Raw genomic sequence first — 17,849 nt, 5'->3', positions numbered from 1 at the left:
CAACCGCGCCCCCCGCAACGCAGCGTCAGAGACGACTGACGTCGGGACAGCGTGGTTATTCCGCCGCCATTCCGTCCGTGAATTGCAACCGGGCGAGCCGCGCGTAAAGCCCGTCTTCGGCCACCAGCGCATCATGCGGGCCGCTGGCCACGATCCGCCCCTGGTCAAGCACCACGATCCGGTCGGCTTTTTTGACCGTCGCGAGGCGATGCGCCACGATCAGCGTCGTGCGCCCGCGGCTCAGCCGGTCGACTGCTGCCTGCACCGCGCGCTCGCTCTCCGCGTCGAGCGCGCTGGTCGCCTCGTCCAGCAACAACACCGGCGTGTCCCGCAGGATCGCGCGGGCGATGGCAATGCGCTGCTTCTGCCCGCCTGACAGCATCACCCCACGCTCTCCCAGATAGCTGTCATATCCCTCCGGCAATGCGGTGATGAACGCATGCGCGGCGGCGGCTTCGGCGGCGGCTTCGACCTCTGCATCGCTTGCGTCCGGACGTCCAAAACGGATATTCTCGCGCGCCGACGCCGCAAAGATCACCGGATCCTGCGGCACCAGCGCCACGGCCCGGCGGAAATCCTCGCGCCTGAGCTCTGCCAGATCCACGCCGTCGAGCGTGATCCGCCCCTGAACAGGATCGTAGAACCGCAGCAAAAGCTGGATGATCGTCGTCTTGCCCGCCCCCGACGGACCGACAAAGGCCACGGTCTCTCCCGGCTCGATTGTCAGGCTCACGTGATCCAGCGCCCGGGTCAGCGGCCTGGCGGGATAGGCAAAACTCACGTCCTCGAAGAGAATACGGCCCTGAACGGGCTCGGGCAGCGCGCGCCCTTGGGCGGCATCCTGCACGGTGTCCTCGGTCTGCAACAGCTCCACCAGCCGCTCGGTCGCACCGGCCGCGCGCTGAAGCTCGCCCCAGATCTCCGACAGCGCCGCAACACCACCCGCCACCATCACAGCATAGATTACAAACTGCACGAGGGCCCCTTGCGTCATGTCGCCCGCACGCACGTCCCACGCGCCGATCCACAAAACACCCACGATGCCCGCGAACACGAGGAAAATAACGATCACCGTCATCACCGCCCGGGTCTTGATCCGCCGCTGTGCAGCATCATAGGACCTCTCCGTGACATGCGAGAACTGAGCGCGGCTGGCCGCCTCATGGGTATAGGCCTGCACGGTCTGCACCGCGCTCAGCGCCTCGGAGGCATTGCCGGACGAGGCCGCGATCCAGTCCTGGTTCTCGCGGCTCAGCACCCGCAGCTTGCGTCCCAGCACCAGAATGGGCACCAGCACCGCCGGAACCAGCAGCAACACCAGACCCGTCAGCTTAGCCGAGGTCAGAAGCATCAGGATGAGCCCACCGAGAAAGATCAGTATGTTCCGCAGCGCGATGGACACCGAGGAGCCGATGACCGACAGCAAGAGCGTGGTATCCGTGGTGATCCGGCTGAGCACCTCGCCGGTCATCACCTGTTCGTAGAACGCCGGGCTCATCCCGATCACCCGGTCAAAGACGGCCTTGCGGATATCGGCCACGACGCGCTCGCCCAGCCGCGTGACGAGCATGTAGCGCAGCCCTGTCCCAATCGCCAACAGCGCTGCAATGCCCAGAGCCGCCGCGAAATACTGATCAAGGATATGCGCATCCTCGGTATCGAAGTTATCCACGACACGGCGCACCGCCAGCGGCAACGCCAGCGAGATAAGCGCGGTACAGATCAGTGCCGCGAGCGCTGCTGCCACAAGGCGTTTGTAGGGCGTCACGAAAGGCCATAACGCCCGAAGCGCGCCGATCTTCTTTGATTTGGCGCGTTCTTCGCTTTGCCCCGGCGCAGCGGGAGCCGGGGTCGTCTTCCGGGCCATGCAGTATCCTTCGTCCTCGTTAACATATGTCATGGCCGGACGCGGGGCGCGGGTCAAGAGAGGGCGCCATCCCGCGCAAAAATGCCGCGATCTGAGGATCGCCGGAACGTTGAAGGTTGGAAATGCCTGGAGCGGGCGGCGGGAATCGAACCCGCGTCATTAGCTTGGAAGGCTAAGGTCTTACCACTACACAACGCCCGCTCAGCACCTGAGGTCGTATGTCATAGCCATGGGGTCGTCAAGTGCGGGCGATCAAACTGCGCAGAGGCCCGCGACGGGATCTGAAGGAACAGTTGAACTCTTGGCCTCGCTGGACACCACCGGTGGCACGGGATACCCAACCGACACGAAAAGGTTGCAAGGCTGCAGCCGCGAGACAGGTCAAACGCTTCATGAACCGACCAAAGGCACGGTTGTTGTCACGCATGACGGATGTACCATACCTGTGGGTTTTGTTCATCTTGTATGCTGCAGCAAACAGCAGCCTGCCGCTGAACCTCGATGCGCGATACTGGGACGATTGGACACTCGTGCTCGCCGACAGTCGTGAAATTCTGATTGCATTCTCGGAGAACGGCTCTTTTCTCAATATGACCGGCTATATGCACGTGGCTTTGTTGAGCGCGGGTCCGTGGCTCTACCATCTCGTCACTTTTGGTGTGTGGTTCGCGATTGCCCTGCTCTTTCAGAGCATCCTGTCACGCGAAGCCGCCTTTTGCCCGCGCACGCGGTTTTTCGTGATGTTGTTTTTTCTCTGCGCGCCGGTCTTTGCAGCACGTCATGCCATGATCATGACGCCCAGTCTTCTCTACGTCTTTCTTTTTGTGCTTGGCTGGTGGTTCCACCCCAGAAACCGGATCCTATCGCTCTTGTGCTTTTTCTTCAGTTTCGGTGTTCAGTCGCTTCTGGTTTTCTATGCCGCCCCGATGCTGGCATCCTTGCTGAGAAACTCCGGTCATCGATCCTTTGCGCAGCTGATCGCATGGACAAGAGGCCATCTGGACTACCTACTCGCTCCCTTCGTCTTTTTCTTCGTGAAGGCTCAGTTTTTCGCACCCCGGGGTCGATATGAGGGATACAACGCGGATTTTGATGTCTCGGGCATACCCGGTATTGCAAAAACGCAGCTGGGAAATGCCCTCGACCAGCGCCCAGACATCACCCTCCTGCTGGTTTGTCTCGCGGTACTCGCCCCCGTTTTCTACCGCCTGAAACTGGCAGATTTTCAGGAACGGCGCCCTTTTTTGCTGATCGCAGCCGGTGCATTCATGCTGCTGGCGGGGTTGGTTCCCTATTGGATCGTCGGTCACCTGCCGATCTTCGAGGATTGGTACTCGCGTCATCAGCTGCTGATGCCGTTCGGGATCGCTGTGGGCTGCGCGGGCGTGCTGCAGCTGCTTCCCGCGCGATTGAGCATGGCAGCTGCCGCGCCGATCACCGCAGTTTTCCTGGCTATGTCGCTTGAGACTTCGTGGGACTTCTGGCGCGACAATCAAAAGCAAAAAGCGATGATTGCTTTCATGGAACAGTCCGATCAGATCAGGAACGCCGAACTTTTGCTGCTATCGGACAGCACACCCAATGCACTCCATCGCGCGTATCGCGCCTATGAGTTGACGGGCATGTTGCGGCTCGCCTTTGGAGACCAGTCCCGTTTCGCCATACCGAAGACCGCGCTGCCGAGGTATGAAGACGGCTCCTATGACAACCTTTTCAAAGACGTCTACAATGCAGCAGCGCACCGACGTCACGCGGAGGTAGAGACGGTCGAAATGGTGATTACACAGGCTTCGGACGGGCTTAGGATCACGACAAGACCGTAGCGCCCCTGCGAACCGCCAGCGAAAGGATACGTCATAAAAGTTCCGTTCAATCAGCCCAGCCTGCTCGGTAATGAAGTCAGCTACATCCGGGACGCGATCCGGCGGCGACAATTGTCGGGTGACGGATATTACACCAAGCAGTGCAACGCGGCGCTGGAGCGTCTTACCGGCGGTCAGAAAGCGCTGATCACACACTCCTGCACGGCGGCGCTGGAAATGGCAGCCATGCTATGTGATCTGGGTCCCGGCGACGAAGTGATCATGCCATCCTTTACCTTCGTTTCCACCGCCAATGCTGTCGTCCTGCGCGGTGCCACGCCGGTATTTGTCGATGTCGATGGCGAAACCCTCAACATATGCCCCAAACGCACCGCGGCTGCCGTGACGGACAAGACAAAGGCCATATTCGCCGTCCATTACGCCGGTTTTCCGGCCGATATGGATGCGCTGATGGAGATCGCCAACCGTCACAACCTGCTGCTGGTCGAAGACGCGGCACAGGCGCTCGGCTCGACCTACAAGGAACGTCCGGCCGGCAGTCTGGCACATATGGCGGCCTTCAGTTTTCACGAGACCAAGAACATCGTGAGCGGCGAAGGTGGCGCCTTGGTCGTGAACAATCCCAATCTGATCGAACGGGCGGAGATCATCCGGGAAAAAGGGACGGACCGTTCTCGTTTCATGCGCGGCCAGGTCGACAAATACACCTGGGTCGACATGGGATCATCTTACTTGCCGGGAGAGCTGATCGCATCCTATCTCTTTGCGCAGTTGGAGATGGAGCCGATGATCCGCCAACGCCGCATGTCGCTCTTTCACCGCTACGCTGAGGCCTTTGCGCCACTGCAGCAGACAGGTTGCGTGCAACTGCCAATCATCCCGAAAAATACCAAGGGCAATGGTCACATGTTTTTCCTGATGATGCCGGACCGCTCGATGAGGGATAACTTTATTGACCAGATGAAACAGGCAGAGATCACCACCCCATTTCACTACGTCCCCCTTCACAGCGCCCCTGCGGGTCATCGTTTTGGCCGCACGGCAGGCCCGATGTCGGAGACGGATCGGATCTCTGACTGCCTCGTTCGGTTGCCGATGTACTTTGACCTTGGCAACGAGGTGGAGGAAGTGATCGACCACGTGAATGCCTTCTTCAAAGTGACTGCCTAAGAGTACGACCCCGGGCATAAGACACCTACGTTCAGCGGCGCTGTGGAAGGAGCCGGGGCGCGCAGATGCAGATCTGTTGCGCGCGGATGAGGTGACAGGCGGCGATGCATAGCGCTTGAACCATACCCCTGCGCGATTGTTGCGATTGCCACCGATGTTCCGCGCGGACAGGCACGCGGTCCAAATCGCTGGCATATCGCTGGGTCAAGGCTGCCTCGGCGGCTCTACACAGTGGGCTTTCGCTTTGTCGCGACCATCAGACGCGAACCGCCGAGCGGCCAGCTCACGCCCAACCTGATCAGGAGGATCTCCAGCCGCATGATGACGTAGAAGACAGCATTGAGGACCGGGTGCAGGTCAAGCTCGGTGCTGGTGTCCACATCTTCGGGTGCCACGTTTCGTTTCACCAGTCGGGCCGCCAGCATCGCGGGCAGAAGAAAGAACACGAAAGAGGTACTGCGCTGAACGTCAAAACCCGCAGCGGCAAGTTTCGAGTTGAGCTCAGCGGCAGTGTAACGCCGGACGTGGCAGGCCAGATCGTCCATGGCGCTCCATAACCACATATGCTGCGGCACCGTCAGAAAGAGGTGCCCGCCGGGTTTGAGGGCTGCATGAATTTGCGCGAGGACCTCTTCATCCTGATCGATGTGTTCGAGCACATCAAATGCGCCAATCCCGTCAAAGTGGGCCGCAAACGGGATGTGCCGCCCGTCCATCTGCATCAGATCTACCCCCGGCAGGCGCTGCCGTGCAAATTGAAGTCCGTTGAGAAAAATCTCGCTGCCGGAGAACCGCGCCTCGGGATAGGCTGTGCGGAGACCTCTGAGGACAAATCCGTTACCACAACCAATTTCGAGAAAGCTGCCACCTTTCGGCATGAAGCGACCGAAGGCCCAAATGAGCAACCGGTTACGGGCCCGAAACCAGAAGTTACGATCCTCCAGCTTCACCAGTTCGTCGAAGTACTCTGCCTTGAAGCCGTCGCTTTCATCGGTGTACTCCGGCGCATAGATCGCGACGCCGTCCCGCAGGACGACCGTCGCACCGCAGGTCGCGCAAGGTGCCGTCGCCGGGATGTCGGCCTGTGCGTTGCAGCTCAGACAACTTTTCATTCCCGAGATCCTTTTTCCTCTTGCTGTACCGGGAAGACGAAGCGGCGCATGCTGACAAAGACATAGGCCGCCACCAGCAGGACAGCGACCGCCTGGATCAACTGGTGCGGATATCCCAGACGATCCGAAAAGGTATAGAGGAGCAGAAAGTTCAAGGCCCACCCGATCCCATGGACGATGACATAGGCAATGGCCGCCCGCGACACGCTGCCCCGGTGACGAAAGGTGAAGTGCCGATTGCCGAAAAACCCGACCGCTGCTCCGACGGCATAGAGCAATGTCATCGCCAGCTTCGGCGGCAGGACAAAAGCGGTCAGGAGCAAGTAAGCCGCGTAACCAATCAAATTGCTCACCACACCGACCAGCCCGTAGCGAAGCACTTGTCCAAGGGTTTTTTCGTGGTCGTCAGTCACGGTGCAGCACGGCGAGGCCGAAGCCGCTCCGCCCATGTCCATTGCCGTTGTACAGCATGTAGCGGGCGCCGCGGTGATCGAAGACAAAGGGGTATTCGATCATCTCGCTGTCCCAGCCCGTGTCCGAGACCGGGATCCCGGCGTTTTGCAGCACCAGCTGCCAGGTCTTTCCTTCCTCTGCGCGCGCATATCCGATCCGGTAAGGTATGCCGGGCGCACCCCGAAAGGAAAACCACATCTCCAGCCCGCCCTCCGGATGAGCCGCGACACTCGGGCGGGAGAATGCCTGGGCGACGCCCAGGTCGAAGGGAACAGCGAGGCCGTGGCGGCTCCAAGTCAGACCATCGGGGGAGCTGGCGTGGTTCAGCACATGCAGCATTTCACCGTTGCCTGCATCCCATGTTCGGGTGGATCCATACCACATCTGGTAATGTCCACTTGGTGTCCGGTGCACCCATGGATAGGACAGGCTGATGGGGTCGACGTCATCGATCCCCATGAAGGGTTCGGACGGCGTCAGCTCGAACGTCATGTCCTCCGTCAGGCGCAGACGACCCACATCCCCACGCCAATGCGCGCCTGCAGGTGTCTGCCAGGCCATGAACAACACGTACCGCGCGCCATCGGCCGCAGTGTAGCAATTGCCGATACTTACCCCTGCTTCATGAAAGCTGCCCGCTGGCCCGTGCAGGAAAAGAGGCGTTGCCGGATCCGTCATCACTTTCCGCGCAACAATATCTACATCAACGGCGCCAACCGAAGACCGGTTTTCCGCGTCCCGACCGCTGTAGAATACCCGGTATATGTCGCCTTCCAGATGCAGCGCCAGTGGATTGGCGGCGTGTGTCGCCAGCTTGGGGTGGCGATCGGCTCTTTCAGGATCATAGATCCGGCCCAGCTTTTCCCATCGCTGTGCGCTCATATCTTGCGCAATCTGGTGCTGGGCACGCGTGCCCGCTCGGTCCCTTTCACGACAAAGGCGCCTTCCGGCTCTGCATCGGCGAGGATCAGTGCCCCTGCACCGATAAGACAGCGCGCGCCGATTGTAATATGATCGCGCAGCGTCGCATTCACCCCGATAAAGCACTGCTCTTCGATCGTCACGCGGCCCGAAACCACCACGTGGGAGGCGATGAAGCAATGATCCCCGATGACGCTATGATGTCCGATGTGGTTCCCGCTCCATAGGGTGACATTGTTCCCGATCCGCACTCCGGGTTGGATGGTGTTGTCTTCGAGGATGAAGCAGTTCTCACCGATCTTGCCGTCATTCAGTACGGTCGCGCGGCTGCTGACGTAGCCCGCGATGTCGTATCCTGCGCTCTTCGCCGCCAGATACTTGTCCTTGCGGTGCGCATTCAGGCCGGAGTAGCCCATGGCCACAAAAAGCGCGTGGTCTGCCGGCGCATATTCCGCGGCCAGATCTTCGAATGCCACCACGGGTCGGTCGCAGAAGGTATCCGCGGTCATGTAGGCGCGATCGACAGTGAAAGCCGCGACATCATATGCGCTGTCGGTTGTGAAGTAGAAATGTGCCAGTTCCGCCGTGTCATCGGTACCGAAGAGTATCAGTGGTTTCTGCATCAAGGTATCCTGGCGATGGTTGGGAAGTGCGCGCACTTACTCATCATTTCGTCCGTATATGTGCCGCACGATGGTGTAGGGGCGCTGCTTTGTTTCCGTGAAGATCTTGGCCAGATAGAGACCGATGATCCCGATAAATGAGATGATCAGCCCTCCGAGCAGCCAGATGGATCCCATGAGCGACGTCCAGCCGCTCAGTGGTCGGGATAAAAACGCCCAGTTGAAAACGAGGTAGGCGATATAGATCGACGCCACGATTGAAATGACCACACCGGTGTTGAAGATCATCACCAAGGGCGCGTTGCTGAACGACGTCACAGAGTTCACCAGGACCGACAGTTTGCGGCGGACGGAATAGGTCGTGCGGCTGGTACTCTTCTTGTTGACGCTCAGCGCGTGTTGATCAAAACCGGTGATCTGCCACAAGCCCGCAATCACCACTTCACGCTCACGGTGCTGCAGCAAAGCACTTACATAGCGGCGGCGCATCAGCCGGGCCGTGATCAGATTGCGCGGCAGTTCCACTCCCGACAGCGCGTTGAAAGATGTATAGAACAAGCTGCCCGAGGTGCGCTCCCACCAGTTGCCTTTTCGCCGGGACTGCACGCCGTAGACCACATCGTGATCACCCGCCGTCAGCGCCTCGTGAAACAGCGTAAGCCACGCGGGATCCTCTTCGAGGTCACTGTCGATCAAAAAGACCAGATCCCCCCGCGCGTGGTCGAGCCCGGTCATCATGGCCTTGTGATGCCCGAAGTTGCGGGAGAGGTCGACGACCACAAGACGTGTGTCGCGCCGGGCGAGCGATACCGCCACATCCAGACTATTGTCCGGGGAGCCGTCATTGACCATGACAATCTCGTAGTCATCGCCCACAAGGGTTCGGGCTGCTTCTGACGCACCTGCGCAGAATTCCTCTATGTAGGGTTCGGACTGATAGAGCGTTGTGACGATAGACAGTTTCATGACGTGACATGCCGCATGTAATTGGGCGCGGCACTGCCGCAGTTGAAGAGCAGATCCAGAATGCTCACTCCGTGCTCAAAGGCACCCCAGAGCTGCGGATACGCGGGGTAGCCATCATAGGAAAACCAATCGAGCTCCAGATTACGGTGTGCAAAAACCTCCGGCGCCAGGTAGTCCCGAGCCGCAGGCCCCGACACATAAACATTTCCACCCGCCTGCACGCAAAGATCCGCAAGCCGCTCGCTCTTGCCATCGGCGAGGGTGTAATCATCGCTGCGGGAAATCACCGTATCTATTCCGAGCCGGGCGCAGATTTCGGATAGAAAGCGCTCGTTCATGCGGGACAGGTGCCTGTCGTCCGCCTCTAGATACAAAGGCTCCACCCACTCGGCAACCTCGTCGAAGTGCGGTGCACGACCGTAGGCCAGTTCCAGCGATTTCCAGTGCTTTGTGACCCAGTCGGGCTGAGAGATTTCGGTCTCCGAAATGCTCTGTGTGTACTTGCCTTTCACCGAAACGGGCACGGTCAACCACTGAAGGCCCTGTGCCGTTTTGATCTTGTTGCGATTGCGCCAGTCGCGCCGGGTGAACTGCATGTCATCGTAGAGGATGAATTCATCAACGGAGGCGATCAGATCAAAATACCCCTTCCAGGGGATGTAGTTGGATTGAACGATGGCAACGCGTTTCAACAACCAGCTCCCTGACGGTTCACATCCATATAGCAGCAGAGGGTGATGTGGTCCGTCACACCGAGCACCTTTCCTCGCTGTATATAAGGTCAAGCCTGCAGGCTTCTGCCGTCTGGTTCTGGCATCAAGTACACATTGATGCAACCCACGGGCGCAGGCTGCTGGCAACAGAGCTGAATGCGCGCAGATTTTACGGTCGAACGGACGTGCTATTGGCTATGCAAAGCAGAAACGTCACCAAAAGCTCTACCATTGGCACGGCCTTCCAGGATGGAGACCGAAGATATCGCGGCATAGGTTGGCGTTGCGGAGGCCGAAAAATCGCTCCGATCCCTTTCGTGCCCTGGTTTTCGGAGCAGGACTAAGGATCAACGCTGTTCAGGTCCGAAACACTGATGGATCATGTTTTCATTGAACTGCGCCATTTCGGAGAGAACGACTTTTGTACTCTCTGTGACGATCCCGGAATGGATGAGGATGATCTCTTCAAATTCACTTCTTGGGGGCAGCTTCAAATGGTCAGGCACGTAAGGTCCGCCGCCAAAACTACCATACCAAGCAAAGAGAAAAGGTGCGGCGCAGTCGTCATAGGCACCGGCCGCCAATCGGTCATGGGCGAGGGAGATTGCCCAGGGCATCGAAACGGGCCCGAAACCAAAGAATGCTTCCACCTTCAAATAGGCCACGGGAGCTACCCACGCCAACGGAAATGCAAGAAAGAGGATGGCGGCGACCGACAGTACCGCCCAAATCAACCACTTCACAGGCGATCCACCATTTTGACCTGTGTTGATTTGGCACTGTCAAAAGCGCTGTTCAAGCCATTGATCAGTGGCGTATTTCCGCTCGGGTAATTCGCCCTTGACCTGACTGCGCAATGGGCCGGTAACAGGCTCGATTGATCTGGTAGGTATCAGGCCATAGGCGACGTCACGACATTCACGACATGGGCTGTAGGTCTTGAGTGTCGCCTCTGACCGGCTTCACCCGGGGACGCACCGTAGCGGGCTCTTGAGAGCCATCGTTTCCCGCAGACCTGAAAGACCGGAAGGCGCGCGAGAGGACAAATCACTCGAACTGACTCTAAATCTCGCCGGGCACCTTAATCAAAAGGTAAGTCTTTGGGTCCACCGTCCGCCCCGATGTAGGTGAACCAAGGACCTGATAATGATCAAATTCTCTCATGTCGCAACCATTGCAGCCGGTTGCTTTCTCGCATTCCCCCTTTCTGCGGAGGAAGGTATCGACGACTCTACCGTACGCTTTGCGCAGGTGGCTGCGCTTGAAGGGCCTGCGGAAGCCCTTGGGCAAGGAATGCGGCAGGGAATTCAGGCAGCTTTTGAGGAGGTTAATCGCGCCGGAGGCGTTCACGGACGTCAGCTGCAACTCGAAAACATGGATGATGGCTATGAACCGAGCCGGTCTATCGAAGAGGTGAACGCCGTGATCGCCAGCAACGACTATCTGGCGCTGATCGGGCCAGTTGGCACCCCGACAACCAAAGCGACGCAACCCCTCGCAACCGAAGCGAATATGCCCATGATCGGCCCCTTCACCGGCGCCGGTTTCCTCCGGGATCCGGCCTTGACCAACGTGATCAACATGCGCGCGACCTACGATGCCGAGACAGCAGCGTGGATCGATCATCTGGTGGATGATCTCGGGCTGACCAACATTGCCATTCTGTATCAGGACGATGGCTTCGGTCGTGTCGGTCTGGCCGGTGTCACAAAAGCGCTGGAAGCGCGCGGCATGACGCTTTCCGCCCAGGGGACATACACCCGCAATACCGTCGCCGTGAAGTCGGCGCTTCTGGAAATCCGCAAGTCCGAGCCCGAAGCCATCGTCATGGTTGGAGCCTATAAGCCATTGGCAGAATTCGTCAAACTGTCGCGCAAGCTGAAAATGGACCCGACCTTTGTCACCATTTCCTTTGTGGGATCCAAGGCACTTGCAGAGGAACTTGGACCGGACGGCGAAGGTGTCATCATCAGCCAGGTCGTACCACAGCCCTGGGATAGCTCGATCCCAGTGGTCGCGGAATATCAGGCGGCACTGGCAGCGGTAGATGCCGCGGCAGAGCCGGGTTTCGTATCGCTCGAAGGGTATCTGACGGGTCGCCTTGCAATCGAGGCACTGCGCGTCAGCGGTCAGGACCTGACCCGCGCTGGATATCTTGCGGCGCTGTCTCAACTTGGCACAGTCGACTTTGGCGGCGTCACGCTCAGCTATGGCCCGGGCGACAATCAGGGATCGGACGCGGTGTTTCTGACCCGAATCGGCGCCGACGGCAGCTTTGAGCCTGTAGGCCCTTCCAGCTGATCCACGAACTTTGGCGGCACGGATCCACGTGCCGCCACACCAGCGCCCCCCAAGAGCCAGAGTTTAAGGACCGTCCCGATGAAAAACCTTGTGTCAAAAGTGATGCATTCGATCATGACACGGCTCGCGCTGATCGTTGGTGCCATGGGCATCATGATCGGCGCTGCAGTCTACCTCAGCTGGACGGTTTTCCAGTCGATTGAGCATCAAATGCAAAGCATGTCGGATGAGAGGTTGCCACAACTGCGCGCCAGCGCGGACATCGCGATTGCAACCGATGAAACCCGCGCCCTTTTGACCAATATCCTCATCGCGAAGAACCGCGAAGAACTCCAAACACTGCAGAAAGACAACGCCGAGGTGGTTGCGGCCTTCCAAGGCACCTTGGATGCCCTTCCGGCCGATCAACGTGACAACGCCACCGCTCTTCTCGATGATGCCGAGGCAGCACTTCTCGCACTCTTGGCAGCCCGTGTAGACGAGCAGCAGGCCCGAGCGGATGCGATGTTGACGTTGGAGGCTGCCTTCGGAACAGCCAACGCGGTCAGCGGTAGGCTCGAAGAAGCAACCGACACGGCACTTTTTGACATGACCCTCAGCGGGGAAGCAGCCACCTCTTCGCTCGACGAGACGCTTACAAATCTCGTGGAACGCGACTTCGCCCAATTTCAGACCGTGCTGGGCATCCAGGCTGAGGTCAACTTGCTGACCGGACTGGCGCTGACGCTTCAGCAAGGTGGCGGTTCTGCCGCACGCTCTATCACGACTGATCTTGGGCAATCCTCCGTTGACCGGCTGACCGGCCTGCTTGATGTCGCAAGCGGTATGGACGGCTTGGCCGATGTCACTGCCATGGTTTCTGATGCACTGGAAACATATCGCCGCGCTTTTGCCGGCGTTGGCGCACCGCCAGCCCAAAGCGAAATTCTGGAGCTGCGCCTGACCGTCGACGGCGTCCTCACACCAGCCGTGGACAACGTTTACTTCGACTTGGTGATCCGCAGCGAAGAGGCCAAGGAGACAAGCCAAACCGCGCTGAGCAGCCTTATGGAAACCGAAGTGGCTGCCATGCAGGATATGGCAGCGCTCGACGCATCCACCAAGGCCTTCTTCTCCCTGGCCCTCAAGACGGCACTGGCCCGCACGCCAACCGAGCTGGGGCTCGCACAAGGGGAGTTGAGCGAAAGCGCCACGATCGTCAGGTCTCTCATGGCCGATGTTGCGGACCCCGCAACGATCGCCGACGTAGAACAACTGCTTGCACTGGCAGACCCCCAAACGGGCATAGCCACCAACCGCAGCGCGGTGTTTGCAGCTCAGCTGGCGGCGGCACAAGCGGCGGCTGATGCATCGCAGTCCGTTGGTGCCATCGCACAGGAGACCGCCGCCTTTTCATCCGGTGCCGTTGGGTCCATTCAAGAAGCGGCAGACATTCTGGGCATGGATGTTCAAGCCGCTGGCGCGCAAATCACTCAGATCGGTATGATCGGGCTGGCACTGGTCCTGGTGGCACCGGTTCTTGTCTGGCTGTTCGTTACGCGCCCACTGAACCGCGTCACGGTGATCACAGAGCGTTTGGCCGGGGGCGATCTGTCCGAAATAGACGGTGTACCGCAGAACAATGGCGAGCTCGGGCGGCTGGGCAAAGCCCTTCATGTCTTCCGGGAAAATGCGCTCCAGACCATCCAGATGCGCGAAGAGGAAAAACGCCGCGAGGCAGCGGCTCTCGAAGAAGAACGCGCCGCAGAAAAAGAGCGTCAAGTCGCTGCAGCCGAACAGAAGAAACGCGAAGAGGAGAAAGAGCAAGAACTCAGCCGTCAGGCCGAAGCCCAGAAACAAAAGATGATTGATGATCTCAGCGCGTCAATCGGGTCGGTTGTTTCTGCCGCTTCTGACGGTGATTTTACCAAACGCATTGAGGTCTCCTTCGACGATCAGGCGCTCGAAGGTCTGGCTGACGGCGTGAATGCTCTGGTGCAAAAGGTGGATGAAGGGCTGTCGGAAACAGCGCGCGTGCTGTCTCGTGTTGCACGTGGGGACCTGACGGAGATGATGGTCGGTCAGTTCAGTGGGGCGTTCGCCAGTCTGCAGAACGATACCAATGGTATGATTGACGGGCTGCGCGACCTGATCACGGATATCTCCGGCAGTGGCGCCAATCTGGCAGGCTCTTCTTCGGAGCTTCTGGAGACGTCGGATGCTCTTTCAAAGCAGGCTGAGCAAAATGCGGCATCACTGGAAGAGACATCAGCCGCTTTGGAAGAGCTGACGGCCAGCATTAAACAGGTCAGTCAGAACGTATCGGAAGCCAATACCAATGCCGGCATTGCCCGCGACACTGCGGAATCGAGCGGCACGGTCGCAGCCGACGCGGCAGAAGCCATGACCAAGATCGCAGATGCGTCCGCAGAGATTGGCAAAGTGGTCACGGTGATCAATGACATCGCCTTCCAGATCAACCTGCTCGCGCTCAACGCAGGCGTGGAGGCGGCCCGTGCTGGTGAGGCGGGTCGTGGCTTCTCGGTCGTGGCATCCGAAGTACGACAATTGGCACAGCGCGCGGGCGAGGCAGCAACCGAGATTGACGAGGTGATCGCGCGTAGCGACACCGCCGTTTCCGAGGGTGTGTCGAAGGTAACGGACGCCAAAGAATCTCTGGCAAAAATCGCGGACAGCGTTGTCAGCGTCTCCGATCGGATTGGTCAGATCTCGGTCGCAATCGACGAACAGGTCCATGGCATCAGCGAAATCAACAGCGCCGTATCGCAGATCGACAGCAATACCCAGAAACAGGCCGCATCCTTCGAGGAGGTCACCGCAGCCAGCAGCCTGCTGTCGACCGAAGCAGCGGGTTTGAAGCAGTCGACCAGCCGGTTCAAAACGAGTTCTGACAGCAATGCAGGCGCGCAGGCGCCCAGCACGCAGGAAAACGCAGTCCAACACGCTGAGGCCAAAAAGAGCGTGCCTGTGCCAACGCCTGCGTCTGGTAACCTCGCCGAGGATCTGGATGGCTGGGACGAGTTTTAACGATCGTTCCGCGGGCAAAACAACTCCGCATGCCCAAAGACCCCGCCCCAGACATGGTCCAGCTTTCCGACTGACACCGGGGACGGATAGGTGGCGGCGACAGACGTCCAGACGGGCAAATGCGAGCCGGAAACTGATATTTGTCGCTTGCCACTAGGTCCGGTCAGATACGAGCGTCGCCGTCGCTCTCGCTGAGAAGTAATGGCGACGTGAACCGTGGCGATCAGTCCGCATCTGATCACTGACGGAGGTAAAGCGGGGCGGACTGCCCGCCTTGTTCATCCATTGGCACTCAGCTCAATTGACGACGCTCCAGATACTGGCCACTTGGAGAGTTCAAGACGAGACGGGCTGCAGGAATTGAGCGGTACGGCGCCGCCGATCGCATTCCCTGAACCTGTGAAAAACCTCGCTAGAAAAAGTGCCTCGACCCGCTGGCTTAGTTATCTCCATTACAATTTCGCCGCGAAGTCCTGACAGCGTTTGAAGACTGCAGCCCATCTGCTCCGCAGCGGCGGGCGTCTATCACAAAATGCCTTTATGGACCAGTGATGTCGTCTCGGGATGTGCGTCAGACCTCACCGCCGGCACCGGGTTGGCGACGTGTCGTCTCGCCAACGATCAACTCCAGAGGCAGCGACTTTGCGGGCACCCGGGCCACCCCATTGATCCGGGCCAAAAGATCACTGGCGCCCGTAATGCCCATCAGCCGTCGCAGGGTGCGCACGGTGGTCAGTTTTTTGGGCAGCACACTCGCGAGATCAAGTTCGTTGAACCCTACCAGACCGATATCACTCGGTACCGACAGCCCCCGCGCCTGACAGCACATCAAGCCGCCAAATGCCATATGATCGTTCAGATAGCAGATGATATCCGGGGGACCTGTATCCAGCAGTTCTTCCGTCCCTTGATAGCCCGTGGCAAAAGAGCTGTCGCACTGCGGTCGCGCCGAGAGTACGGAGGCACTGCGCGCGCGCGCGAAGACATCTCTCAGGCCAGCCAGCCGCGAATCCGCGCGGGTGTCAAACCCACGCGGCGTACTGACAAAACCCGGACGACGATAGCCCAACGAGAGCGCATGCTCACCAATGAGTTGTCCGGCCCGGTAGTGATCGATGCCAACACAGATATCAATCGGTTCGGACGTGTAGTCCCAGATTTCCAGAACCGGGATGGGCGATGCCTTCAGCAGCTCGACCGTCTCCGAGCTATGATCCAGCCCGGTCAGGATGATCCCTGCCGGCTGCCAGGACAGCAAACGCCGCACCCATGCCAGCTCGGCCTCGGGGTCATACTCCGTTGTGTCGATAACGCTTGCGTATCCTGCCGTCGCGAAGGTCCGCCGCATCCCATTGAGAATATCGGCAAAGACCTCCCCGGCGAAGGTCGGCAGGGAGATGCCGATCAGATTGGAGTTGGCCACCGCAAGCGACCGCGCGTTGCTGTTGGGCACGTACTTTAGCTGGCGCGCGATACGCAGAATTTCCGCCCGTTTGGCCTCCGACACACCTTCGACACCGCGCAGCGCTCGCGACACGCTCATGATGCTGACACCGGCGCGCCGGGCAACATCCTCGATCTTGGCGGGGTGTTTTCGACGTCCCATACATCGTCCACGGATCTGAATTTTATCGTAGTATCATTACTTTACACGATTGAAACGTTAACGCTAACGTTCATTTCGGTTTTTTTCCTTCGGATTTCGCCGCGCATTGGGCAGTCTTACGGCAGGCGGTGCCGCGCTGACGAAGCAGCCACAAACACGCCCGGGGGGAAATACGTGCCAAAAATTGCGTTTGACCAGGTATCCAAAAGCTACGGGGTCGTGGAAGTTCTGCCGCCGTTCGACCTTACGTTGGAAGACAGCGAATTCACCGTTTTGGTCGGCCCGTCCGGCTGCGGCAAATCCACAACCTTGCGGATGCTCGCCGGGCTGGAAACCGTGACCAGCGGCGAGATTTTCTTTGACGACAAACCGATCAGCAAACTGGATCCCAAAGAGCGCGACCTGGCCATGGTGTTTCAGGACTACGCGCTCTACCCGCATATGAACATCGCCAAGAACATGTCTTTTGCGCTGCGTCTGGCGCGGGTGCCAAAAGCCGAGATCACAGAGAAAGTCGAACGGGTCGCAAGCATGCTCAACATCGCGCATCTGCTGGACCGCAAGCCCGCCGAGCTATCGGGCGGACAACGCCAGCGGGTGGCCATGGGCCGCGCGCTGGTGCGCGATGCGGGCACGTTCCTCTTTGACGAGCCGCTGTCCAACCTCGATGCCAAACTGCGCGGCAAGATGCGCGCGGAGCTCGCCGAGATGCGCGACACCATCGACAAGAATATGGTCTACGTGACCCACGATCAGGTGGAGGCCATGACACTGGGTGACCGCATCGTGGTCATGAGCGACGGGCTCATCCAGCAGCAGGGCACGCCGGAACAGCTTTTCAAAGAACCGGTCAATACGTTCGTGGCAGGCTTTATCGGCGCCCCCACAATGAATTTTCTGGACGGTGAACTGGTGGAGGAAGGCGGCACGCAGTGGGTCCGAGGTGATTGCTACGCGCTGCCCCTGCCCGCCGATATCGCCACCCGACTGCAGAGCGCCCCCGACCGCGCGGTCACCGTTGGCCTGCGCCCGTCAAGCTTTACACCCGACACCACGCAAGGCGCACCCATCGAGCTGAAAGTGGTGGTCTCCGAATACCTGGGGGCGCAATCGGTACTCGTCACCCACTGTGGGGACGCGGAAATTCTCGTGGAGACGCAAAGTGCTTCACCCGTACGCTCAGGCACGGTGCAGACCTTTGGCGTGCTCACCGACGAGATCATGATTTTCGACAAAACGTCCGGGCTTCGGCTCTGACAAATCAGAA

Annotated in this window: 14 protein-coding genes and 1 tRNA gene; 5 read left to right on the top strand and 10 right to left on the bottom strand. The window is 59.2% G+C overall.

Going from position 1 to position 17,849, the window contains the following annotated elements:
• Window positions 1-55: 55 nt before the first annotated feature.
• Together Q1A53_RS06525 and Q1A53_RS06520 are read right to left on the bottom strand one after the other, a co-directional pair.
• Window positions 56-1,867 (bottom strand): ABC transporter transmembrane domain-containing protein, encoded by a 1,812-nt coding sequence (locus tag Q1A53_RS06525; RefSeq protein WP_299964184.1) that lies wholly within the window; start codon window positions 1,865-1,867, stop codon window positions 56-58.
• Window positions 1,868-1,994: 127 nt separating this feature from the next.
• Window positions 1,995-2,068 (bottom strand) — tRNA-Gly (locus Q1A53_RS06520).
• Window positions 2,069-2,190: 122 nt separating this feature from the next.
• On the opposite strand from Q1A53_RS06520, the gene Q1A53_RS06515 reads away from it, so the two are divergent.
• Both Q1A53_RS06515 and rffA read left to right on the top strand, forming a co-directional pair.
• The gene (locus Q1A53_RS06515) at window positions 2,191-3,690 is read left to right on the top strand and encodes a hypothetical protein (RefSeq protein WP_299964183.1); all 1,500 of its coding nucleotides are present in this window, start codon (window positions 2,191-2,193) and stop codon (window positions 3,688-3,690) included.
• Between the two features lie 33 nt (window positions 3,691-3,723).
• The gene (gene rffA, locus Q1A53_RS06510) at window positions 3,724-4,860 is read left to right on the top strand and encodes a dTDP-4-amino-4,6-dideoxygalactose transaminase (protein WP_299964476.1); all 1,137 of its coding nucleotides are present in this window, start codon (window positions 3,724-3,726) and stop codon (window positions 4,858-4,860) included.
• 224 nt (window positions 4,861-5,084) lie between these two features.
• Here the strand turns inward: rffA and Q1A53_RS06505 are convergent, their stop codons facing one another.
• The 7 genes from Q1A53_RS06505 to Q1A53_RS06475 form a co-directional block, all read right to left on the bottom strand.
• The gene (locus Q1A53_RS06505; RefSeq protein WP_299964182.1) at window positions 5,085-5,972 is read right to left on the bottom strand and encodes a class I SAM-dependent methyltransferase; all 888 of its coding nucleotides are present in this window, start codon (window positions 5,970-5,972) and stop codon (window positions 5,085-5,087) included.
• On the bottom strand, window positions 5,969-6,385 hold the full coding sequence (locus Q1A53_RS06500; protein WP_299964181.1) for a GtrA family protein: 417 nt from the start codon (window positions 6,383-6,385) through the stop codon (window positions 5,969-5,971). The genes Q1A53_RS06505 and Q1A53_RS06500 overlap by 4 nt, the downstream gene beginning before the upstream one ends.
• Window positions 6,378-7,307 carry a hypothetical protein gene (locus tag Q1A53_RS06495; RefSeq protein WP_299964179.1) on the bottom strand — a complete coding sequence of 310 codons (930 nt, stop codon included), beginning with the start codon at window positions 7,305-7,307 and terminating at the stop codon, window positions 6,378-6,380. Before Q1A53_RS06495 ends, Q1A53_RS06500 begins: the two co-directional genes overlap by 8 nt.
• On the bottom strand, window positions 7,304-7,969 hold the full coding sequence (locus Q1A53_RS06490; protein WP_299964177.1) for an acetyltransferase: 666 nt from the start codon (window positions 7,967-7,969) through the stop codon (window positions 7,304-7,306). The genes Q1A53_RS06495 and Q1A53_RS06490 overlap by 4 nt, the downstream gene beginning before the upstream one ends.
• A 36-nt stretch (window positions 7,970-8,005) precedes the next feature.
• On the bottom strand, window positions 8,006-8,935 hold the full coding sequence (locus Q1A53_RS06485) for a glycosyltransferase family 2 protein (protein WP_299964174.1): 930 nt from the start codon (window positions 8,933-8,935) through the stop codon (window positions 8,006-8,008).
• On the bottom strand, window positions 8,932-9,627 hold the full coding sequence (locus Q1A53_RS06480; RefSeq protein ID WP_299964172.1) for a WbqC family protein: 696 nt from the start codon (window positions 9,625-9,627) through the stop codon (window positions 8,932-8,934). Before Q1A53_RS06480 ends, Q1A53_RS06485 begins: the two co-directional genes overlap by 4 nt.
• A 368-nt stretch (window positions 9,628-9,995) precedes the next feature.
• Window positions 9,996-10,391: a hypothetical protein gene (locus tag Q1A53_RS06475; RefSeq protein WP_299964170.1), complete on the bottom strand. Its 396-nt coding sequence runs from the start codon at window positions 10,389-10,391 to the stop codon at window positions 9,996-9,998.
• Window positions 10,392-10,794: 403 nt separating this feature from the next.
• Between Q1A53_RS06475 and Q1A53_RS06470 the strand changes: the two genes are divergently transcribed.
• Both Q1A53_RS06470 and Q1A53_RS06465 read left to right on the top strand, forming a co-directional pair.
• Complete coding sequence (locus Q1A53_RS06470) at window positions 10,795-11,949, top strand: ABC transporter substrate-binding protein (RefSeq protein WP_299964167.1); 1,155 nt, start codon at window positions 10,795-10,797, stop codon at window positions 11,947-11,949.
• Between the two features lie 114 nt (window positions 11,950-12,063).
• The gene (locus tag Q1A53_RS06465) at window positions 12,064-14,976 is read left to right on the top strand and encodes a methyl-accepting chemotaxis protein (protein ID WP_299964164.1); all 2,913 of its coding nucleotides are present in this window, start codon (window positions 12,064-12,066) and stop codon (window positions 14,974-14,976) included.
• Between the two features lie 571 nt (window positions 14,977-15,547).
• Here the strand turns inward: Q1A53_RS06465 and Q1A53_RS06460 are convergent.
• Window positions 15,548-16,582 carry a LacI family DNA-binding transcriptional regulator gene (locus Q1A53_RS06460; RefSeq protein ID WP_299964161.1) on the bottom strand — a complete coding sequence of 345 codons (1,035 nt, stop codon included), beginning with the start codon at window positions 16,580-16,582 and terminating at the stop codon, window positions 15,548-15,550.
• A gap of 174 nt (window positions 16,583-16,756) precedes the next feature.
• Between Q1A53_RS06460 and Q1A53_RS06455 the strand changes: the two genes are divergently transcribed.
• Window positions 16,757-17,839: an ATP-binding cassette domain-containing protein gene (locus Q1A53_RS06455; protein WP_299964158.1), complete on the top strand. Its 1,083-nt coding sequence runs from the start codon at window positions 16,757-16,759 to the stop codon at window positions 17,837-17,839.
• The last annotated feature ends 10 nt before the right edge of the window (window positions 17,840-17,849 follow it).

It is taken from the genome of uncultured Roseobacter sp. (assembly GCF_947496515.1).
Taxonomy (GTDB): domain Bacteria; phylum Pseudomonadota; class Alphaproteobacteria; order Rhodobacterales; family Rhodobacteraceae; genus Roseobacter.
The sequence above is the reverse complement of the archived record's forward strand: the minus strand, read 5'-3'. Positions and strand labels throughout refer to the sequence as shown.